Here is a 21,234-nt window from a genome sequence, read left to right on the forward strand (position 1 = left end):
CCGCGCCGCCGCCGAGTCGGTCGGCGGGAAGGTGACGGTGGTGGACAGCTACATCCCGGAGGATTTCAAAGGGGCGTTTGTGAACCAGGCCAAGCGTGCCGGCAAGTAAGGCCAGCAGTGCGTCAGGAAGGTGCCCGGGCCCCTTCCTGAGGTGAATGACCACCACACCGCCAGACGAAGCGGCCAGCCAATGCAAAGGCTGGCCGTTTCTTTGCTCCGTACGCAGGAAACCTCGTCGATATCGATCTAGTCGAGAATGCACGCGAGTTCCGCTGTGGCCGCTCGCCAGCGTGACTCCTTGCATAACATGCATCAAAATGATGCGCATCACTGAGCGCTCCTGTTACCATCGATAACAAATCTTCCACATGCAGGTGTGCCGATGCAGCTTCCGCTGTCCCACTCTCAGCGAGAACGCCTTGCCTACTTGGAGCTGAAGGCTTATTTCGTCGGTGAGCTGCGCCGGGGCGACATCGAAGCACGTTTCTCGATCAAGCCTGCGGCGGCAACGCGGGACCTGAACGCGTACCGTCAGCATGCCCCGGACAATCTCGCCTACGACCCTTACATCAAGGCCTACATCCCGACGCCGCGCTTTCAGCCGGTGTTTCCGTTCTCAGCGGAGCGGGTTTTGGCGTGGTTTCTGCACGGCATCGGTGATGGACAAGGGCCGATGGTGGCCCGCTCGATTCCCTGCGAAGGGGCGGGCCAGCTCGTGCAGCCCGACTTCGGCATGCTGAGCGAGATCACCCGAGCCATTCACAGCGGCCATGCGCTGCAGATCAGCTACCTGTCCCTCAGCTCCGGGGCCGCAAAGAAAGTCATTGTCCCTGTAGCTCTGGCCGATAACGGGCTGCGCTGGCACGTGCGCGCCTACGACCGCCAGAAAAAGCGCTTTGCCGATTTCGTCCTCACTCGAATCGACAAGGTGAAAGCACTCGACGAGCCGGCTGCATCACACGAACGGATCGAGGCCGACGCGCAATGGAATCGGCGCATCAAGCTGCGCCTGCTGCCGCACCCGGGGCTCAAGCATCCCGAGGCGGTCGTGGCGGACTACCGAATGCAGAACGGCCTGGTGACGCTCAATGTGTCGGCAGCGCTGGCCGGCTACGTGCTGCTGCGCTGGGCGGTGGATTGCTCGCCAGACCGGAGTCTCGACAGCGCCCGCCATCATCTGTGCCTGGCTGATCGCTCCGTGCTGGAAGGGGTCGACAGCGCGGTGCTTGCGCCCGGGTTTGTCGCAGCGAATGGAGCCGAAGCTGCATGACAGCGCCCCTCTACAACGCGGAGATCTCGGCCGGCTCGTTGATGTTGCCCGAAAGCCGGCGTGTCGCACGCCTGATGCTGACGCATCCCGATAGCGCGACCTGGTTCGAGACGCTCAAGACCGAGAACATCCTGCAAAAGAAATCGCCGGCAACGGCCCGCCGCCAAGCGCGCTTGATTCGCAACCGCCTCGAGACCCTCGACGAGGAGGCCTGGGGATTGGTGGCCGACGGCGACCAGGAGCTATCGCTTCAGATTCTGCTTGCGGCATCGGTCAAGCACAGCCGACTACTGGGGGATTTCATGCGTGACGTGGTTGCCGGCCACCTCCGGCGCTACGAGCACACGCTGTCGCCCGCCGACTGGGAGGCGTTTCTGGCAGATTGCACCCAGCGCGATCCCACTGTGGCCACGTGGTCGGCCAGCACCAGGGCAAAACTGCTCCAGGTCACGCTGCGCATCCTGGCCGAGGCTCGCTATGTCGAGTCGACCCGCTGCCTGCGCCTGACGCCGCCACTCCTGCACCCCGGGGTGCTGCGCTACCTCAACTCCCGCTCCGAGGGGGCCACGCTGGCCATTCTGGAACTCAAGCCCTGACCTCCGCCATGACTCAGACTTTCGAGGATCGCCTCAATCAGATCCTGCCGCGCATCACATCGGATGACTTCCTGCAGAACCGGGGCCTCGGCAACGAAATCGGCTTCTGGATTTTCGAATACCCACCCGAGCAGGAACTCCTGATGCGCGAGACGCTCGAGAAGGTGATCGAGCCGGGCCTCCAAAGGCACGTGCCGTCGTTGCGCCATGCCCGCGTGAACCTTTTTGAGATGGTGATCGAGCTTCTCGAATCAAGGAAGCTACTCGACAAAGTCATCGCGCTGCAGGCTCAAAAGGGCAATGACGCCGCTCTCACCGCGCTCAAGGGCGTTCTCAACCAAGAAAAGCTGGCACAGCGAATCGTCGCTCAACACCGCCCCGAAGAACTCGATCTGATGCTTTTTACGGGTGTCGGCGCTGCATACCCTCTCGTGCGCAGCCACTCCTTATTGAATGCACTGCACCCGTTGATGAAGAACACGCCCCTCCTTGTGTTCTTCCCCGGCCGCTACGACGGCTATTCGCTGCGGCTCTTCAACAAGCTGTCGGACGACCATTACTACCGCGCCTTCCGCCTGGTGCCTTGAACCCTTTGAAAATCCTCGGACAAGAAAAATGAAAATCAGGGAGCTTTTCTCCAAGCCCATCAACCGCCCGATCAACGGCGTGATCAAGGCCGACCAGAGGGACGCGGAAAGCGTCTGGCAGGAGCTGGACGAATACGTCGTCACCAAGCAGCTCACCGAATACTTCCGCCGCTTCTTCGACGCCTACCTGGCTGCAGCGGACAGCCCCAACGATCCGGTGCTGGCCGCCCGCATGGGCGTCTGGGTATCGGGCTTCTTCGGCTCGGGCAAGTCGCATTTCATCAAGATCCTGTCCTGCCTGCTCGAGAACGTCGAGGCAATCCACCCGCAGACCGGCGAGCCCCGGCGCGCCTCGGCCTTCTTCGACGAGCACAAGATCAAGGACCCGATGCTGCTCGCCGACATTCAGCGCGCCGTGCGGGGCTGTGCCGACGTGATCCTGTTCAACATCGACGCGAAGGCCGACAGCAAGGACGAACGCGACGTCATCCTCCAGGTCTTCCTGCGCGTCTTCAACGAGAAGCTCGGCTTCAGCGGCGATGCGCCCCACATCGCCCACATGGAGCGCTATCTGGTCGAAAAAGGCGCCTACGACGCCTTCCGGCAGGCCTTCGAGCAAAGCAACGGCTCCCCCTGGGAGGCCGAGCGCGACGCGGTCGACTTCCTGCGGGACGACGTCGTCCATGCGCTCGCGGTCGCCCTCAAGCAGAGCGAGGCATCCGCCGGCCAGTGGTTCGACCGTTCGCGCGACGAATACCGCATCAACATCGAATCCTTCGCCAAGCTCGTCCGCGACTACCTCGCCACCAAGCCCGCCGGCCACCGCATCATCTTCCTCGTCGATGAGGTCGGCCAGTTCATCGGCGACAACACCCAGCTCATGCTCACGCTGCAGACCATCACCGAGCAGCTCGGCACGGCCACCCAAGGCCGGGCCTGGGTGATCGTGACCAGCCAGGAAGACATCGACGCCGCGCTGGGCGAGGCCAACAAATCCAAGTCGCAGGACTTCTCCAAGATCCAGGGGCGCTTTCATACCCGGCTGTCGCTCGCCAGCTCGAACACCGACGAAGTCATCGGCGAGCGTCTGCTCGCCAAAACCGAGGACGCCCACCAGGCGCTGCGCGGCGCCTTCGAAAAATCCGGCGACATCATTAACAACCAGCTCGCCTTCGTCGGCAACTCCGTCAATCTGCGCGGCTACAAGGACGGCACCGAGTTTGTCGCCGTCTATCCGTACGCGCCCTTCCAGTTCACCCTGCTGCAGAAGATCTTCGAATCGATCCGCAAGGTCGGCGCGACGGGCAAGCATCTGTCGCGGGGCGAGCGCTCGCTGCTCGATGCTTTCCAGTCCGCCACCGTGCGCAACATGGATCACGAGGTCGGTCTGCTGATTCCGCTCTACGACTTCTACCCCTCGATCGAGAGCTTCATCGACACCGTCGCCAAGCGCTCCATCGACACCGCCCCCGACAACGGCGCCCTCGAAGCCTACGACGTCCTGCTGCTGAAGGCGCTGTTCCTGATCCGCTACATCGGCGACATCGTCAAGCCCAACGTCGACAACCTCGCCACGCTGTGCGTTGATCGTATCGACACCGACAAGCTCGCCCTCAAGCGCAAGATCCAGGAGAGCCTCGCCCGTCTTGAACAGCAGCGTCTGGTGAGCCGCAACGGCGACCTGTGGTTCTTCCTCACCAACGAAGAGCGCGACGTTGCCCGCGAGATCGGCAACGTCGAAGTCTCCTCGGCTGAAAAAGCCCGCTTGCTGTGTGAGCTGCTGTTCGACGACATCCTGCAGGGCAGCACCCGCATCCGCCACCGCGACACCAAGGGCGATTACGACATCAACCGCCTGCTCGACGGCGCGCCCTACAAAAACGCCAACCACGAGCTCTCCGTCGAGATCGTCTCGCCTCTCGGCGACGACTGGGACCTGCTCAGCGACGCCAAGGCCGTGCTACGCAGCAGCGAGGGCAACAGCCGCGCCCTAATCCGCCTGGCCGAAGGCGAACGCTTCGACATCGAACTCACCCTGTACCGGCAGATCGAGAAATACATCGACAGCCCCAAGGCCAGCAACGCCACGCCGTCGCTGCGCACCATCCTGCTCAATCGCAAGGACGAAAACCGCGAGCGCCGCAGCCGCCTGCGGGAGCAGCTTTCGTCCATGCTACTGCAAGGCGACTTCTACGCCCTCGGCCAGCGCATCGAGCTCAAGTCGTCCAACCCCACCAGCCTGCTCGATGAGCTCGGCAACTACCTCATCACCAACACCTACACCAAGCTCGGCTATCTCAAGCACCGCAACCCCGACCCCATTGCCGAGATCCGGGCCATCCTGCAGGCCGACGAGATCAGCCAGCGCAAGCTCGCCCTCGGTGGCGAAGAGGGCAACCCGCTCGCCCTGGCCGAACTGCGCGAATTCCTGCAGCTCAAGGCCAGCAACAGCCGGGTCATCCTCGACGAGGTGGTCAATCGTTTCACCGGCATCCCCTGGGGCTGGAAACCCGAATGGGAGGTCGTGCTGCTCATCGCCCGCCTGTTCATGGCCGGCGAAATCAAGCTGATGATGGACAGCGCCGACCTCGAGCCGAGGGCCGCGGTCGAGCCGCTCACAAAGTCGGCCCGTTTCAAGCAGGTCTCTCTCCTCAAGCGCAAGGTCGCCGACGCCGAAACCCTCAAGAGGGCGCGCAAGCTGCACCAGGACCTGTTCTCCAACCTGCCCCCCGAAGACGAAGACGGCCTCGTTGCCACCACGCGCAGCCGGCTCGCGGGCTGGCAGAGCGAGTTGAAGGGCTTTGCCCCGCTGGCCACCAGCAAGCACCATCCGGGCCTCGCGGTCATCGATGGTGCCACCACACTCATCGGCAAGCAGCTGGCCATCGCCGACAGCTTCGAGTTCGTCGAAGCGCTGGTCAAAGGCCGCGATAGCTGGCTGGACCTCGCCGACGACGCCCACGACGTCACCAGCTTCTACAAAACCCAGCGCCCCACCTGGCAGCGTCTGCTCGATGCGCTCGAACGCTACGCCGACAACCGCGACGCCCTGGAGAAAGACATCAAGGCCGCCGTTGCCCTCGGCACGCTGGAAAGCATCCGCGACAACCCCACGCCCTGGAGCGTGGTGAGCCAGATCGAACCGCTCATCGCCACCGTCGACGCCATCAACGAAGCCTTGGCCCAGGGCAAGCGCGAACACGCCCTCTTGTCCATCGACGCCAAGATTGCCGAAGTGGAGCAGGCGCTCGACGCGGCCCATGCCGACGCCCCATTGCGCAACCGCGCCCTGCTCAAGCTGCAGGAGTTCAAGACCAAGCTTGCCGGGCTGACCAGCATCCCGAAGATCTTCTACCTTCAGGATCAGGCCGGCGACGCCCTCGACATCGCCATGGGCATGATCAATGCCGCCACCCCGGTGGTTCAGCCCGCCAGGGCCGCAGAAAATGGTGCCAAAGACACCGCCATCAAGACCACGCCCGCCGCGGTGGCACCCAAGCCAAGCAAGCTGTTGCGGCCGGCAGAGCTCGCCGGAAAGACCTACCTCGAGACCGAAGACGAGGTGGACGTCTACCTGACCCGCCTCAAGGGCGAGCTGCTAAAGGCCATCCAGGCCGGCCAGCGCGTGCGCCTGCAGTAAGCAGCCAAGAAAATGTCTGGCTCAGGCCTTCAAGACTTCGGTACAGAACACCGCTGGGGTCAGGATGCGGGTGCGGCCCAGGTGGCCGCGCTGCAGCAGGCCAGCCCGGCGGTCGCCGGTCACCAGATAGTCCGCCTTGCCTGCGTCGGCCATGGCCAGCAAGAAAGCGTCGTCGGGGTCATCCGCCTCGAAATGGCGCGGCAACTGCTCCAGCACCAAGGCCCGCTGCAGGTTGTTGATCATCACCCCCACCTTGGCGGGTTGCAGCACCGCCTGCAGCTTGGGGTAACGGCTGGCGCGCCGGATCTCGTCCAGCTGCGCGCGCGAGCTCACCAACTCGAAACGCGCGCTGCGCCAGGCGCGGTAAATCACATCCGGCGCCCCGTGCGGAGAGATCAGCGCACTGAACAGGATGTTGGTGTCCAGCACCACCCGCATTACTGCGCCTTGGCCCAGTCAAGCGCCTCGCCCACCATCGCAGCGAGGTCCGCCTCGCTCACGCCGGCGTTGCTCGCCTTGGCTTCCTCCGCGCTCAGCTCGAGGATGTGGGCGCGTACCGCTTCTTCAACGAAGCGCGACAGATCGCCCTTGCGCCCGCCGCCCTGGCTCGCCAGAAACATCCGCAATGCCTGGTCGGTTTCGACGGAGACCGCCACGTTCCAACGCGTGCTTGCCATATCAGAACTCCTTGGATCGGTGTTTATGTGTTTATACACTCACCGTCTGCGCTACGCTACATCCTGAAGCGACCCTCCAGAACACCATGAACAAAAGCAAACTCAAGACCTACGCCCCCCAGGCCCGCAAGGACTTCATCGCCGCCGTCACCCAGCGCGCCAACCTGCTTGGCCTGTCCGAAACCGCCGGCAAGTTCGAAGCGCTGCCGGTCGAGCGCCGGGGCGACGTGGTGTTGTTCGCTGTGAGCATAGACTTGGCATTGGGGTCTCAGCTCGTTGCATAACTTCGGCAACGAACATGAAGGATTGATATGACGCTCTATCTCCATCCCGATGCGCAGGGCAACCTGGCTGACGCCTACGAGAATGCGTTTCAGACCGCCGACGAAATCTTCGCGTTATCTGCCTACCTCCGGGACTGGAGAGCCTTCCCGTTGGCGAAGGGCTGCAAGAACGCGACGCTCGTCGTTGGCAAGGATTTCGGCATCACCCGTAAGCAGGCGCTCATCGATGCGCTGGCCTGGAAGCAAGCCAACCGGGGCGTCGCTCACGTCTATGTGGCAGCCAACATCGACGGCTTTCACCCCAAAATCGTCGCCTGGCGCTGTGATGGCATCCATTACCTGATCGTCGGTTCGTCCAACCTGACGATTGCTGCTTTCGAGACCAATTACGAAGCAAACCTTCGCATCAAGATCTCCGAGGAGCGCTACCAGGAGATCACCCATTGGATTGCCAACATCCTTGGTTGGTCGGTCACGCTTGATCAGGCCTGGATCGACGCCTACGCTGAAGCCGAAACACCGCCCCTGGGCGCCGCACCCAAAAAAATGCGCCGCCCGCTCCTGGCGTCGGGGCTGATTCCCCCTCGATTTCCAGGCCTCGCGGCGGCGCTGGCGGAGCGTAAGGATAAAGCTGCCGCCTTCGCCCCAATCCGAGATGAGTTTGAGCAACTGCTCCGGCAATGCGCCAACGGGCAGACCAGCGAGGACACGTTTTACGCGTGGCTGATCGAAAACTGGAACCACACAGAATGGAAGTTTCAGGGCAGCGGCATCTTTCGGCACCCACGCGCGGCGACCGACTGGAGCTTGCTCTGTCAGGCACTCGTGGCAATCATCGATTGCGCCGGGGCAAAGCGCGACCAGATGGTTCAAATCGAGTACGACACGCTTGAAGCATCCGGCCGGGCGGAAGTCCGAAAAGCCTTCATCACCGAAATGCTGTGCCACTTCTTTCCCGACGACTACCCGTTATGGAACGCGCCGATCAACACCTGGCTGAGGGAAGAAGGCTTCACCAAACAACGCCCTCGGGGGCTGAGCGAAGGCGAGAAGTACATCTGGCTCGCCCAGCAAGTCCGAGCCGCCCTGCAGGCAGACCCCGACTACCCCGCGCAAAACCTCGCCGAGCTCGATCACGTCATTTGGGCCTACTGCCGCCATCGCGGCTGGACTTGATGGACCGCAGCGTACAAGCAGCCCGCTCCACCGACAGATTTCGAACCGCAAAATGAACAAAAGCAAACTCAAGACCTACGCCCCCCAGGCCCGCAAAGACTTCATCGCCGCCGTCACCCAGCGCGCCAACCTGCTGGGCCTCTCCGATACTGCCAGCGGGTTCGCGGCCCTGCCCGCCGAGCGCAAGGGCGACGTGGTGATCATTGCCGGGCGCGAATGGCCGGCCAGCGTCGGCCAGCAGCGTGAGCGCCTGATGCGTCGCATCCAGCGCGACGGCTTTGCCCACACCCTGGAGGCGGTGGCCTACACCTGGTTCAACCGCTTTGCTGCGCTGCGCTTCATGGAGCTGCACGACTATCTCGGCCACGGCCATCGCGTGCTCTCCAGCAGCACCGCCGGCGCCCTGCCCGACATCCTCACCCACGCCGCCGACCTCGCCGCCAGCCGCGAGCTGCCCGGCCTCGACGCCGCCCACATCGCCGAACTCAAGCTCGCCGGCAACAAGGACGGCGAGCTCTACCGCCTGCTGCTGGTGGCCCAGTGCAACGCGCTCAGCGCCGCCATGCCCTTTCTCTTCGAGCGCATCGACGACGAAACCGAGCTGCTGCTGCCCGACAACCTGCTGCGCACCGACTCGGTCATCGCCCGGCTGGTCGCCGAGATTGCGGAAGAAGACTGGGCCGAGGTGGAGATCATCGGCTGGCTCTACCAGTTCTACATCAGCGAGAAGAAGGACGAAGTGATCGGCAAGGTGGTCAAGAGCGAGGACATTCCCGCCGCTACCCAGCTGTTCACCCCCAACTGGATCGTGCAATACCTGGTTCAGAACAGCGTCGGCCGCCTGTGGCTGATGGCGAGTGAACGCCAAGGTGCCGCCAGCACGCTCAAAAGCCAGTGGCCCTACTACATCGAGCCCGCCGAGCAGACCCCCGAGGTCAACGCCCAGCTCGACGCCCTCATCGAGGCCCGCATGGCGGAGGACGGCGGCAGCCTGAACCCCGAATCCATCACCGTGCTCGACCCCGCCTGTGGCTCCGGCCACATCCTGGTCGAAGCCTACGCGCTGCTGAAGGGCATCTACCTCGAACGCGGCTACCGTCTGCGCGACATCCCGCGCCTGATCCTCGAGAAGAACCTCTACGGTCTCGACATCGACGACCGCGCCGCCCAGCTCGCCGGCTTTGCGCTGCTGATGAAGGCCCGCGCCGACGACCGGCGACTCTTCAACGACCCGCCCCGGCTCAATGTGCTGAGCCTGCAGGAGAGCAAGGGGCTGGAGCTCGACGAGCTCGCCACCCACCTCGCGCCCTTCGGCGTGCAGCGTGGAACCATCAAGGCGCTGCTCGACACCTTCGAACACGCCAAGACCTTCGGCTCGCTGATCCAGATTCCGGACGTGCTGAACGCGCAACTGCCGGTGCTGGCGGAGGGGTTGGGGAAGGCGAGCGAGACCGGGGATCTGTATGCGCAGGCGGCGGCGCAGGATTTGCTGGCGCTGGTGGAGCAGGCGCAGGTGCTGGGGCGGAAGTTCGATGCGGTGGTGGCGAATCCGCCGTATATGGGTGGGCGCGTCATGCCAGGTCCTTTGAAAACGCTATTGGAGTATTGGAGCGAGGCTGCAACTGCGGATATATACGCAGCGTTTGTTTTAAGGGCAATACCCTTCACCAAAAGCTCAGGAATCATCTCTTTAATAACGCTTCAAACCTGGATGTTTTTGGTCTCGTTTAATCAACTACGACGCCGGATTCTTGGAGAAACAACAGTTTCGACATTGCTGCATATAGGCTTCAATACTTTTCCTGAGCTAAACTCCAAGATAGCCCAGGGTTCAGCTCTAGTGCTTTTTAACTCAAAGATAAATTCACACAAAGGTAGTTATATTGGATTAAACCACTTGCCGCAATCTTTTGACAAGAAAGCGGGATTTTATCTAGACAGAAAAACATTTTTTAGAAATCAAGACGATTTTTTTCTTATCCCAGATTGCTGTATTGGCTACTGGGCTTCAGATAAGCTTTTTGGATTGTTTGGCAAATCCACGACTCTTGAGTCTGTTGCTCCTGTAAGACAAGGATTTCAGACAGGCAACAACGACCGCTTCTTGCGATTTTGGTTTGAAATTTCATGGATGCACGTAATCGTAGATGCCAAGTCAAAAGAAGATGTTTTTAATCTCAAAAGGAAATGGGTGCCATACAACAAAGGGGGAGCATTTAGGAAATGGTATGGAAATCATGACTACGTGGTCGCCTTTGACGAGGAGTCCTACCGAATGCTTTCTTCGCTTGGAAACTGCCTGCCGTCGAGACATCTCTATTTCAAACCAGCCGTCACATGGTCGGCATTGACGTCATCTGCCTTTGGTGCGCGACTAAGCCCGGAGGGATTCACGTTCAGTGCAAAAGGTGCATGCGCATTTCCGCCAGATGAAAAGAGATCTCTTGTCATCGCACTTCTCAACTCAGCAATCTCTAAGAGCGTGCTCTCAATATTCGCGGCCTCCTTGGACTTCAACGTAGGATCCATAAAAAATATTCCTTTAAGCGACGATTTTCCAGGAAGCGATATTGTCGAGGCAAACGCAGTTGAAGCTATAGAAATTGCCCAAGGTGACTGGGATGCCTCAGAGGTGTCCTGGGGGTTTATGACTTTACCATGGCTTGGCAAGACTGGCGCCCATATGAAAATGGCCGCCACATGGAGTGATTGGGATACTCGCTGTCAATCTTTAGTGACACGAATGATGGCGATTGAAGAGGAAAATAATCGTCTCTTCATCGAAGCTTATGGCCTGCAAGAAGAAATCGCCTCGGACGTTCCTAGGGATCAGATCACGCTCTCACGCCCTGATCGCGAAAAGGACTCCCAGCGCCTAATCTCCTACATCATCGGCTGCATGATGGGCCGCTACAGCCTCGATGAACCCGGCCTGATCTACGCCCACGCCGGCAACGTCGGCTTCGACTCGACCCGCTACAAGACCTTCCCGGCCGACGCCGACGGCATCGTGCCGATCACAGACGAGTTCTGGTTCGAGGACGACGCGGCCCACCGCGTGCGCGAGTTCCTGCGCGCCGTGTGGGGCGCCGACACGCTGGACGAGAACATGGCCTGGCTCGCCGAGAGCCTGGGCACCAAGGCCAGCCAGTCAACGCAACTGAGCCCGGACGAGACCATCCGCCGCTATCTGGCCGACAAGTTCTTCAAGGACCACCTGCAAACCTATAAGAAACGCCCGATCTACTGGCTGTTCTCCAGCGGCAAACAGGGCGCCTTCCAGGCGCTGGTCTACCTGCACCGTTACCACGAAGGCACGCTCGCCCGCCTGCGCGCGGAATACGTCGTGCCCCTCACCGGCAAGCTGCAGGCCCGCATCGAGATGCTCGAAAAGGACGCCGCCGCGGCCTCCAGCACCGCCGCCCGCAACAAGCTGGGCAAGCAGATCGAGAAGCTGCGCAAGAAGCACGTCGAACTCCTCGCCTACGACGAAAAGCTCCGCCACCATGCCGACATGCGCATCAGCCTGGATCTGGATGACGGGGTGAAGGTGAACTACGGCAAGTTCGGCGATCTGCTGGCCGAAGTGAAGGCGGTGACGGGCGGGGCGGGCGATGAGTGAGCCGGCCATGACCAACCCGCTGACGCTGCAGCCCGACGCCCTGGCCGACTACCAGGCGTGGCTGAACACCATCAAGCAGCGTGTCGTCTCGGCGCGACTGCGCATGGCGCTCTCGGCCAATCGCGAGCTGATCCTGTTCTACTGGGAGTTGGGGGCGATGATTGCCCACCAACAGGCACACCGCCAATGGGGAGACAAACTCATTCCCCAACTCTCGGCGGATCTACAGAGGGCATTTCCTGACATCAAGGGGCTGTCGACGTCCAACCTGAAGTATTGCCTGCGCTTTTTCCAGTTCTATGGGCAGGCGGGCGACGCCGCGGCGCCAGACAGCAGCGGCTTGCCATTTGGTCAACAGGCTGTTGACCAAATCCCCTGGGGCCACAACATCCAGATCTTCACCAAGTGCAGCAGCGTGGGCGAGGCCCGGTTTTACATCGAGCATACGCTCGCCCAAGGCTGGAGCCGCGATGTGCTGGCACTTCAACTCAAGAGCCGATTGCACGCCCGTGCGGGTAAGGCGGTGACCAACTTCTCCCGCACCTTGCCCCCGCCCCAGTCCGACCTGGCCCAGCAGACCTTGAAGGACCCATACACCTTCGACTTCATGGCCATGACCGAGCCCTACAACGAGCGGGACGTCGAACGCCAGCTCACCCGGCACATCACCCAGTTTCTGCTGGAGTTGGGCAAGGGCTTTGCCTTCATCGGCCGGCAGTACCATCTGGAAGTGGCAGGTAACGATTACTACATCGACCTGCTGTTCTACCACGTCACGCTGAAATGCTATGTGGTGGTCGAGCTCAAGAACCGTAAGTTCATCCCCGAGTACGCCGGCAAGCTCAACTTCTATCTGTCGGCCGTGGATAGCCTGCTCAAGCGCGATGACGACCAGCCCACCATCGGTTTGCTGCTGTGCCGCGACAAGAACAACATCGAGGTGGAGTTTGCCCTGCGGGACATGAACAAACCCATGGGCGTGAGCGAATACACCTTGCTGGAAACCCTGCCGGACAACCTGAAGGGGGCGTTGCCGACGGTGGAGGAGATCGAGGCGGAGCTCACCCATGACCACGGGGACGCCCAGTGACGGATTCTTGCGATTGGCCGAGCGTGAGCGAGGAGTCAGGCCTGTCGGGTACAGCTTGAGGTGACTTATGAGTTTTCTGGAGTCCTTGTTTTCCGGTGCAAAGGCGTTCATCCGCGAGGTGGTCGTGCCGGTTCTCCATGCAGCCAAGCAGGTCGCAGTCGAGACTGTGCGCGTCGTGCTGGAAGAGATAGATCGTTCCGAGTTTGGGCGTGCAGCGACGCGGTTGATTGACGGGGCTGCGCGCCAGTATTTCGGCCGCGCCGAGGATCTCGCGGCCGAGCAACGGGAAATCGCCGAGCGCGCCAGGCGGGATGGACGGAGGTCGACGCGTGACGTCGATCGACTTCGGGAGATCGATCTCGAACGTAGAAAGCTGCGTGAAGATCTGGACGCGGCCCAGGCTTCAGAAGCCTCTGTTGCCTTGAAGAACGCCGCCGGGGAACTGGTGGCCAGCCCGGTATCGGATGATGAGACCAGCGCTGCGGTCGGCATACTGTCTTCGCGGGTGTGCCCTGCTTGCGGTGGGACCATGAGGATGCGGCAGGGCGGTTTCAACGGGACGACCCAGCGCAGAAGCTTCTACTGGTTGTGCTCGGCGCATCCAGGGGCCTGCAAGACGATTCCCTTTGATCCGGTGAAGGAAAACCTGACCGCGCTCCGACGCGCTGACCCCAACCTCGACCTGCCGCTCAATGAGAGACGTGAGATCTGGGAGCGGAAGGATGTGATCCGCGGAACCCAGATCCGCTTGCGGCAGCATCTGGGTGAGAAGGATGATGAGGTGATCTGCCCGCACCACCTGCTGCCCATGAAGTTGCTGGAACAGCCGAACAGCAGTGGGCTTCTGCTGAGTACCTATCAATACGTATGCCTGCATGTGGATGACGACGGGCGCGCATGTCAGCACCACGTTCCGCTCGAGACATTCCCGCAGGTTTCGGAAAGCCTGCGTCGAAGTGAAGGTGCGGGGATCATCCGCTGACAAGCGGCTGCACCGCGCAGCATTGGTGCAACAGGCTGTTGCACAATCTCCATGAAAATTTTTTCGGATGTGCCGTGAGTCATCAACGCATCATTGAAGCGCTGACATCGCAGTTTGCGACGCAGCAGCTGTTGTTCTGGGATGACCCCGAAGGGGAGTTCTCCACTTGGGTCGATAGTCTCGCGCTGGACGGGGTGCAGGTGCTGCGCCTGGACCGCACGCCGGCCTTGCAGGTGAAGCTGGACGTGGAGCGCGATCCACGTGCCCGCTGGCTGTTCTACCAGCCCAGCGCCGAGCCTGAGCCCGCGACGGACTGGCTGCTCGACTTGCGGCTACGGGGCAAGGCGTTTCGCGCAGACTCGACCTCGATGCTGCTGGAGGATCTGGGCCTGACCAGCCAGACCTTGCGCCCCCACCTCAAGACCCGCAGCAAGTTCCTGCGTGCCAAGGACCGCATTGAAAGGCTGCGCCGGCTGCTTACGCCGAGTGACGATGCCACCACGCTCGACCGCAAGATGCTGGCGGTGCTGGTGCGCGCGGAGCAGGCGGATTTCCAGGCCATCCTGCTCAAGCTGGTGAGCGCGATGGTCCGCGATGGTGACGCGGATCTGACTGCAGAGCCGCGCCCCTGGCAGGACATCGTCGCGAACGAGCTGGATTCGGCGTTCTGGGCGCTGGCGCAGCAGGAGTTGGGTTACGGCGCAGACGGCGTGGCCCCCACCCTTCGGGATTTGCTTTATCGAGTTCTGGTGACGGACCTCTGCCGGTCTTTGCCCGAGGCCGTGCCGGAGTCGCTTCGGCATTTTGTGTTGCCCAACCGCACGCTGGCCGCTAATGCCTCGGTTTTTAGCGCGCGCTGGCGCACCGGCATGGGGAGCTACGAGAGCTACAAGCTGCTGTCGGACGCCGTGGCACGCGACATCGGGCTCGATGCGGTGCTGGGCACGCTGCCGGCGGAAGCGCTGGCCGAGACCATGACTTTTGCGGCCGTCGAGCGGCGGATCGTCCAGGCACTGAAGGATCGCGTGCTGCATGGCGCCGGGGCAAGCGATGAGGCCATGCAGGCGCTGATCGCGCGCCGGCGCGACGGCCACTGGGCAAGCCGGCTGATGGCACAGACGTCGAGCGAGGGCATGGCACTGGCGGCCTGCTATGACGCCATCCAGGCGGCAGCGGCGTTCTTTGAGCTCAAGGCACGCTTTGATGCCGGGTTCAGCTTTGCCAGCGCGGAGGCCGGGCTGGCGGCCTACCAGCAGGAGCTCTTCCGCTTCGATCAGTTGTATCGCCACTTCCACTTCGCGTCGGACAAGGTCGAGCCGATGGGGTGGGCGGTGTTGCATGAACTGCGCCTGCGTATCGAAGAGCTTTACACCGGCTGGTTCCTGCCGCAGTTCGGCACCGCATGGGGCACGGTCATGGAGGGTGAGAGCGGTTTGCTGAGGCACTGGACGGTAGCAGGTGTCCCGAACCAGCATCGCTTTTTCGATACCCAGGTTGCGCCTTTGCTGGCGTCGGGCGCCAAGCGGGTGTTCGTGGTGATCTCGGACGCCTTCCGGTTCGAGGCAGCCGAGGAGCTGGTGCAGCAGCTCAACAGCCGCAGCCGCTTCAAGGCAGCGCTCGCAGCGCAACTCGGTGTGCTGCCGAGCTACACGACCCTCGGCATGGCGGCCCTGCTGCCGCACCACAGCTTGAGTTACAAGACCAACAGCAACGTCGACGTTCTTGCCGACGGCCAGCCGGTATCCACCCTGGAGCAGCGCAATTCACATCTGGCGAAGTACGACGGCCTGGCCATCAGGTCGGATGAGCTTCTGGCCTTGGGCAAGGACAAGGGCCGCGAGCGGGTGCGTGACCGACGCGTAATTTACATTTACCACGATCACATCGATGCCTTGGGTGACAAGCAGGCCACCGAGGGCCTGACCTTCCAGGCCGTGGACGAAGCCTTGAGCCAGCTGGCCCAGATGGTCGGCTTCATCATCAACAGCCTCAACGGTTCGACGGTGCTGGTGACGGCCGACCATGGCTTCATCTACCAGGAGGCGCCCCTGCTGGCGGCGGACAAATCCGCCCTCGATGTGCAACCGGATGGCACCCTGAAAGCCAAGAAGCGCTACCTGCTCGGCCGCGGCCTTGGCGCCTCGCCGAAGGCATGGTGTGGCAACACCGCGCTGACGGCGGGCACCGATGCGCAGGCAAGCGTCGATTTCTGGGTGCCCAAGGGGGTGAGCCGCTTCCATTTCAGCGGCGGGGCGCGCTTTGTGCACGGCAGCGCGATGCCGCAGGAGATCGTGGTGCCGGTGATCAGCGTGCGGGAGAGCGAATCGGAAAAGGAAAAGGCGAGGCACGTGGAGTTCAGCCTGCTCGGCGCGTCGAACAAGGTCGTCACCAACACGCAGCGCTTCGAGTTCATCCAGACCGAGGCTGTCTCGGACAAGGTGCTGCCGCGTACGGTGGTGGTCGCCTTGCGGGATGGAGACCGCCTCATCAGCAACGAGCAGACGCTGACCTTCGACAGCACCTCGCAGCTGCTCGACGAACGGAAGAAGTCGGTTTTCCTGACCGTGCTGTCGGGCACTTACGACAAGACGCGCGACTACTGGCTGACCGCACGCGATGCCACGACAAAGATCGAGGCACTGCGGGTTCCCCTGCGTGTGGATCTCGCCTTCATGAATGATTTCTGAAACGCCAATGACCGAGAACGTCGATACCTCGAGGCTGGATCGCCTGCTGACCACCCACTTTGCCGGCAAGGTGGTCCGCAAGGATCTGACCAAGCTGATCAAGGAAGGGGCCAACGTGCCAGTGTATGTGCTCGAGTACCTTTTGGGCATGTATTGCGCGTCGGACGACGAGGCGACCATCCAGAACGGCATGACGATGGTCAAGCGCATCCTGGCCGAGAACTACGTGAGGCCCGACGAAGCGGAAAAGATCAAATCCAAGGTCAGGGAAAGCGGCAGCTACAAGGTCATCGACAAGGTGAGCGTGAAGCTCAACGAAAAACGGGATGTCTACGAGGCCTTGCTCTCGAACCTGGGCGTGAAGAACGCGGAGATTTCCGATGCGTTTGTGCGCCAGTTCGAGAAGCTGCTGGTGGGTGGCATCTGGTGCATCGTCACGCTGAACTATCAGTTCGAGGAAAACCAGCGCGGCTCCCCCTTCACGGTGACGGACCTCAAACCGATCCAGATGCCCAACATGGATATGGAGGGCCTGTTCGAGGGGCGACGCGCCTTTACCGAGGGCGAATGGATCGATGCGCTGATCCGCTCGACGGGCATGGAGCCGGCCTGCTTCAAGGAGCGGGTGAAGTGGCATCTGCTTGCCCGCATGATCCCGCTGGTCGAGAACAACTATAACTTCTGCGAGCTTGGCCCGCGGGGGACGGGCAAGAGCCACATATACAAGGAAATCAGCCCCAACAGCATCCTGGTGTCCGGCGGCCAGACAACCGTGGCCAACCTGTTCTACAACATGAGCGCGCGCAAGGTGGGTTTGGTCGGCCTGTGGGATACGGTGGCCTTCGACGAGGTGGCCGGCATCAACTTCAAGGACCACGATGGTGTGCAGATCATGAAGGACTACATGGCCTCCGGGTCCTTCAGCCGCGGCCGCGAGGCCATCAACGCGAATGCCTCGATGGTGTTCGTGGGCAACATCAACCAGAGCGTCGAGTCCCTGGTGAAAACGAGCCACCTGCTGGCACCCTTCCCCGAGGCGATGATCGATTCGGCCTTCTTCGACCGCTTCCATGCCTATGTGCCAGGTTGGGAGATACCCAAGATGCGGCCGGAGTTCTTCACCAACCAGTACGGCCTGATCGTCGATTACCTGGCGGAGTACCTGCGCGAGATGCGCAAGCGCAACTTTGCCGACGCCATCGACCGGTGGTTCAAGCTCGGCAACAACCTGAACCAGCGGGACACGATTGCCGTGCGGCGGACGGTGTCCGGGTTACTCAAGCTGATCTGCCCCCACGGTGAGTACGGCAAGGAGATCGTGCGGCAATGCCTGGAGTACGCGCTGGAAACCCGGCGCCGTGTGAAAGAGCAGCTCAAGAAGATCGGCGGAATGGAGTTCTACGACGTCCATTTCAGCTACATCGATCTGGAGGCCGGCGAGGAGCGTTTTGTGACTGTGCCTGAACAGTCCGGTGGCGCCCTGATCCCGGAAGGCCGGCTGAGCCCGGGCACTCTGCACACTATCAGCCTGGGCGATACCGAAATGCCCGGCACCTACCGCATCGAGATCCAGACCATTGCCGGCAGCGGGAAGGTATCGACCTCCGGCGTGGCACCGCGGGAGGCCGTGAAGGTCGCATTTGATTATTTCAAGGCCAATGCGGGTAGGGTCAGTGCATCGATCAAGGCCGGTGAGCACGACTTCCACCTTCATCTGGTTGAACTGCAGCGCAGCGGGAGCCCCAAGGCGCTGACCCTGACCAGCTTCATCGCCCTGTGCTCCGGCGCCCTCGCCAAGCCAGTCCAGAGCCAGATGGTGATCATGGGCGACATGAGCCTGGGCGGGACGGTCGTTCAAGTCCGCAACCTGGCAGAGAGCCTGCAGGTGGCATTCGATGCCGGCGCCAAGCGAATCCTGCTGCCCATGTCCAGCGTCACCGACATCGCGACGGTGCCGGGTGAGCTATTTGCGAAGTTTCAGACGAGTTTCTACTCGGATCCGGTGGATGCCGTGTTCAAGGCGTTGGGGGTTGAGTGAGGGCAATACGGGCTTTTTGCGGTCGGTCTTGCTGGCCCTGCCCAGTTTCATCGGAGTGGACTCGGGACAGATTCAAAACGCATTGATTTTACCAAGGTGAGGGGCGGGGCTTTTCGAAGATGCCCGAAAATGGATACAACTTCGATGGCAAATCGTGATGATCTGGCCGCGCTTGAAGCCGAGAATAGCCGCCTGATTGCGCTGCTGGAATCGCACGGCATCGAGTGGCGGCTTCCAGCTCCAGCCGCCCCTGGGGTTCAAGAGACCGAACCACACCGGCTTTCCACCGCTGAAAAAGTGGCCCTGTTTCGGCGCCTCTTTCGCGGACGCACCGATGTTTATCCGATCCGCTGGGAAAGCAAGACAACAGGGAAGTCGGGCTACGCGCCCGCTTGTGCCAACGAGTGGCGCGCCGGCACTTGCGAGAAGCCGCGCATTAAGTGCGGCGATTGCACCAACCGTCTCCTGATCCCGCTGTCCGATGCGGTGATTTACGACCATCTGGCCGGTGAGCACACGGTTGGGGTGTATCCCCTGCTGGAGGATGATACCTGCCATTTTCTGGCTGCCGATTTTGACGAGGCGGACTGGCGCGACGATGCCCGCGCTTTCATGCAGTCCTGTCAAGAGTTGGGGGTGCCGTCAGCGCTGGAGATTTCGAGATCAGGCAAGGGCGCGCACGCCTGGGTGTTCTTCTCCAGCCGCGTTTCAGCCCGTGATGCCCGGCGCCTGGGTACGGCCATCATCAGCCATACGTGTTCGCGCACCCGGCAACTGAAGCTGGAGTCCTACGACCGCTTGTTCCCGAACCAGGACACGATACCGAAGGGCGGCTTCGGCAACCTGATCGCCTTGCCGCTGCAGAAACGGCCGCGCGCGAGTGGTTGCAGCGTGTTCGTCGACGCCAACCTGCGCCCGTACCCGGATCAGTGGGCGTTCCTGGCCTCCATCCAGCCAATGGCCGTGCAGGACATCGAGCCGACCATCCTGCGAGCCACGGGTGGCGTCCACCCGCTAGACGTCACGTTCATTGATGACGAAGACCTGGCCACGCCCTGGAAGCGCGAGACGACCTCGGTCAAGAAGCTGGCCGGGCCGATGCCCAGGTCGCTGACCGTGACGCTGGCCAACCTGATCTACTTCGAGAAGTCAGAACTACCGCAGGCACTGGCCAATCGCCTGATCCGTCTGGCTGCCTTCCAGAACCCCGAGTTCTACAAGGCTCAGGCCATGCGGATGTCGGTGTGGGACAAGCCGCGCGTTATCGGTAATGCAGAAAACTATCCGCGACACATCGCCTTGCCTCGCGGTTGTCTCGATGCCGCGCTGGAACTGTTGAGGGACAACGATATCGCCTGTGATCTGCGCGACGAGCGGTTCAGGGGGGAGCCGATCGATGTGTCTTTCGTCGGCACCTTGCGACTGGACCAGGAGGCTGCCGTGTCGGGAATGCTGAACCACGACACCGGCGTGTTGTGCGCCCCGACCGCTTTTGGCAAGACGGTGACCGCGGCCGCCCTCATTGCGCGTCGCGGCGTCAATACTTTGGTACTGGTGCATCGCACTGAACTGCTCAAGCAATGGCAGGAACGCCTGCAGGCTTTTCTGGGGGTCGCTAAAGGCGTGGTTGGCACTATCGGCGGTGGCAAGGCCAAGCCTACCGGCAAAATCGACATCGCCGTGATGCAGTCTGTCTCCCGCCAAGGTGAGGTCAATCCACTCGTCGAGAACTACGGTCAGGTGATCGTGGACGAGTGCCACCACGTTGGCGCGGTGTCGTTCGATGCCATCCTGAAGCGGACCAAGGCCAGGTACGTGCTGGGCCTGACCGCGACCCCGATCCGCCGCGATGGTCAGCAGCCTATCATCTTCATGCAGTGTGGGCCGATGCGCTACACGGCGGCCCAGCCGGCCGGAGCACCGCACGATCTTGAAGTGGTACCACGTTCATGGTTTTCACGGATCGATCTACCTGCCGAGGCCGGGATCCAGGACGTGTTTCGGCATCTAGCCAATGACCAGGCACGAACCGAGGCTGTCGCCGAAGAGGTCAAACAAGCCTACGAGGCTGGGCGCAAGGTGCTCGTACTGACCGAGCGTACCGAACACCTCGATGCGATCATGGCATCGCTCGGCGGCCTAACTCCGGCACCGTTCGTGTTGCACGGCCGCATGTCCAGGAAGCAGCGGGCTGCGCTGGTGGCCGACCTGGATGCTCTGCCGCCAGATGCGCCACGCATCTTGTTGGCAACCGGGAAATTGGTCGGCGAAGGATTCGATCACCCGCCACTCGATACGCTGGTGCTTGCCATGCCGGTTTCCTGGAAGGGCACGCTACAGCAGTACGCCGGGCGCCTGCACCGGGAGCACGCCAGCAAAAGCGACGTGCGCATCATCGACTTCGTGGACACCGGCAACCCGGCGTTGCTACGAATGTGGGACAAGCGGCAGCGCGGTTACCGGGCAATGGGATATCGGTTGGGTTGCAATGGGTCCATGGCGTGATGCCTCGGATATCGGCTTCGTCATGGTGGCAGGCCAGCTTGCGTCGGCATGCTCTCCAACGATCTGCCCCCGTGGTCGCC

The 21,234-nt window shown here is 61.8% G+C and carries 14 protein-coding genes; 12 read left to right on the forward strand and 2 right to left on the reverse strand.

From position 1 onward, the window contains the following. Nucleotides 1-382: 382 nt before the first annotated feature. The 4 genes from ZRA01_RS16805 to brxC are packed head-to-tail and all read left to right on the forward strand — an operon-like array spanning nucleotide 383 to nucleotide 6,093. On the forward strand, nucleotides 383-1,270 hold the full coding sequence (locus ZRA01_RS16805) for a WYL domain-containing protein (RefSeq protein ID WP_141354341.1): 888 nt from the start codon (nucleotides 383-385) through the stop codon (nucleotides 1,268-1,270). Further along, nucleotides 1,267-1,866 carry a DUF1819 family protein gene (locus tag ZRA01_RS16810; protein ID WP_141354343.1) on the forward strand — a complete coding sequence of 200 codons (600 nt, stop codon included), beginning with the start codon at nucleotides 1,267-1,269 and terminating at the stop codon, nucleotides 1,864-1,866. The genes ZRA01_RS16805 and ZRA01_RS16810 overlap by 4 nt, the downstream gene beginning before the upstream one ends. A gap of 8 nt (nucleotides 1,867-1,874) precedes the next feature. Continuing rightward, the gene (locus ZRA01_RS16815; RefSeq protein ID WP_141354345.1) at nucleotides 1,875-2,453 is read left to right on the forward strand and encodes a DUF1788 domain-containing protein; all 579 of its coding nucleotides are present in this window, start codon (nucleotides 1,875-1,877) and stop codon (nucleotides 2,451-2,453) included. Between the two features lie 28 nt (nucleotides 2,454-2,481). Then, nucleotides 2,482-6,093: a BREX system P-loop protein BrxC gene (brxC, locus tag ZRA01_RS16820; protein ID WP_141354347.1), complete on the forward strand. Its 3,612-nt coding sequence runs from the start codon at nucleotides 2,482-2,484 to the stop codon at nucleotides 6,091-6,093. A gap of 21 nt (nucleotides 6,094-6,114) precedes the next feature. Here brxC and ZRA01_RS16825 read toward each other — a convergent pair whose 3' ends face one another. Together ZRA01_RS16825 and ZRA01_RS16830 are read right to left on the reverse strand one after the other, a co-directional pair. After that, a complete protein-coding gene (locus ZRA01_RS16825) occupies nucleotides 6,115-6,531 on the reverse strand; it encodes a putative toxin-antitoxin system toxin component, PIN family (protein WP_141354349.1) in 417 nt (138 codons plus the stop codon). Then, nucleotides 6,531-6,770, reverse strand: a complete 240-nt coding sequence (locus ZRA01_RS16830) for a ribbon-helix-helix domain-containing protein (RefSeq protein WP_141354351.1) — start codon at nucleotides 6,768-6,770, stop codon at nucleotides 6,531-6,533. The genes ZRA01_RS16825 and ZRA01_RS16830 overlap by 1 nt, the downstream gene beginning before the upstream one ends. Nucleotides 6,771-6,856: 86 nt before the next feature. Between ZRA01_RS16830 and ZRA01_RS16835 the strand changes: the two genes are divergently transcribed. The 8 genes from ZRA01_RS16835 (at nucleotide 6,857) to ZRA01_RS16870 (ending at nucleotide 21,154) form a co-directional block, all read left to right on the forward strand. Then, nucleotides 6,857-7,054, forward strand: coding sequence for a hypothetical protein (locus ZRA01_RS16835; protein ID WP_141354353.1), 198 nt, complete (start codon nucleotides 6,857-6,859; stop codon nucleotides 7,052-7,054). Nucleotides 7,055-7,081: 27 nt separating this feature from the next. After that, the gene (locus tag ZRA01_RS16840) at nucleotides 7,082-8,230 is read left to right on the forward strand and encodes a phospholipase D family protein (protein WP_141354355.1); all 1,149 of its coding nucleotides are present in this window, start codon (nucleotides 7,082-7,084) and stop codon (nucleotides 8,228-8,230) included. A 52-nt stretch (nucleotides 8,231-8,282) separates the two neighbouring features. Further along, nucleotides 8,283-11,852, forward strand: coding sequence for a BREX-1 system adenine-specific DNA-methyltransferase PglX (pglX, locus tag ZRA01_RS16845; RefSeq protein WP_141354357.1), 3,570 nt, complete (start codon nucleotides 8,283-8,285; stop codon nucleotides 11,850-11,852). 7 nt (nucleotides 11,853-11,859) lie between these two features. Continuing rightward, on the forward strand, nucleotides 11,860-12,942 hold the full coding sequence (locus tag ZRA01_RS16850) for a PDDEXK nuclease domain-containing protein (RefSeq protein ID WP_218028740.1): 1,083 nt from the start codon (nucleotides 11,860-11,862) through the stop codon (nucleotides 12,940-12,942). A 67-nt stretch (nucleotides 12,943-13,009) separates the two neighbouring features. Then, nucleotides 13,010-13,924 (forward strand): hypothetical protein, encoded by a 915-nt coding sequence (locus ZRA01_RS16855; RefSeq protein ID WP_141354361.1) that lies wholly within the window; start codon nucleotides 13,010-13,012, stop codon nucleotides 13,922-13,924. Nucleotides 13,925-13,998: 74 nt separating this feature from the next. Then, on the forward strand, nucleotides 13,999-16,611 hold the full coding sequence (gene pglZ / locus ZRA01_RS16860; protein ID WP_141354363.1) for a BREX-1 system phosphatase PglZ type A: 2,613 nt from the start codon (nucleotides 13,999-14,001) through the stop codon (nucleotides 16,609-16,611). A gap of 7 nt (nucleotides 16,612-16,618) precedes the next feature. Then, nucleotides 16,619-18,649, forward strand: coding sequence for a protease Lon-related BREX system protein BrxL (brxL, locus tag ZRA01_RS16865; RefSeq protein ID WP_141354365.1), 2,031 nt, complete (start codon nucleotides 16,619-16,621; stop codon nucleotides 18,647-18,649). A 144-nt stretch (nucleotides 18,650-18,793) separates the two neighbouring features. Beyond that, entirely contained in the window at nucleotides 18,794-21,154 is a 2,361-nt protein-coding gene (locus ZRA01_RS16870) for a TOTE conflict system archaeo-eukaryotic primase domain-containing protein (RefSeq protein WP_141354367.1), read from the forward strand. Nucleotides 21,155-21,234 lie beyond the last annotated feature (80 nt).

Origin of the sequence: Zoogloea ramigera (assembly GCF_006539865.1) — a bacterium.
Taxonomy (GTDB): Bacteria; Pseudomonadota; Gammaproteobacteria; order Burkholderiales; family Rhodocyclaceae; genus Zoogloea; species Zoogloea ramigera.

What these genes read in the sequence shown, in the direction of transcription:
- ZRA01_RS16830 (WP_141354351.1), bottom strand. Translation starts at nt 6,770, where the DNA reads ATGGCAAGCACGCGTTGGAACGTGGCGGTCTCCGTCGAAACCGACCAG.
- ZRA01_RS16825 (WP_141354349.1), bottom strand. Translation starts at nt 6,531, where the DNA reads ATGCGGGTGGTGCTGGACACCAACATCCTGTTCAGTGCGCTGATCTCT.
- ZRA01_RS16855 (WP_141354361.1), top strand. Translation starts at nt 13,010, where the DNA reads ATGAGTTTTCTGGAGTCCTTGTTTTCCGGTGCAAAGGCGTTCATCCGC.
- brxL (WP_141354365.1), top strand. Translation starts at nt 16,619, where the DNA reads ATGACCGAGAACGTCGATACCTCGAGGCTGGATCGCCTGCTGACCACC.
- ZRA01_RS16840 (WP_141354355.1), top strand. Translation starts at nt 7,082, where the DNA reads ATGACGCTCTATCTCCATCCCGATGCGCAGGGCAACCTGGCTGACGCC.
- ZRA01_RS16815 (WP_141354345.1), top strand. Translation starts at nt 1,875, where the DNA reads ATGACTCAGACTTTCGAGGATCGCCTCAATCAGATCCTGCCGCGCATC.
- ZRA01_RS16850 (WP_218028740.1), top strand. Translation starts at nt 11,860, where the DNA reads ATGACCAACCCGCTGACGCTGCAGCCCGACGCCCTGGCCGACTACCAG.
- ZRA01_RS16805 (WP_141354341.1), top strand. Translation starts at nt 383, where the DNA reads ATGCAGCTTCCGCTGTCCCACTCTCAGCGAGAACGCCTTGCCTACTTG.
- brxC (WP_141354347.1), top strand. Translation starts at nt 2,482, where the DNA reads ATGAAAATCAGGGAGCTTTTCTCCAAGCCCATCAACCGCCCGATCAAC.
- ZRA01_RS16835 (WP_141354353.1), top strand. Translation starts at nt 6,857, where the DNA reads ATGAACAAAAGCAAACTCAAGACCTACGCCCCCCAGGCCCGCAAGGAC.
- pglX (WP_141354357.1), top strand. Translation starts at nt 8,283, where the DNA reads ATGAACAAAAGCAAACTCAAGACCTACGCCCCCCAGGCCCGCAAAGAC.
- ZRA01_RS16810 (WP_141354343.1), top strand. Translation starts at nt 1,267, where the DNA reads ATGACAGCGCCCCTCTACAACGCGGAGATCTCGGCCGGCTCGTTGATG.
- ZRA01_RS16870 (WP_141354367.1), top strand. Translation starts at nt 18,794, where the DNA reads ATGGCAAATCGTGATGATCTGGCCGCGCTTGAAGCCGAGAATAGCCGC.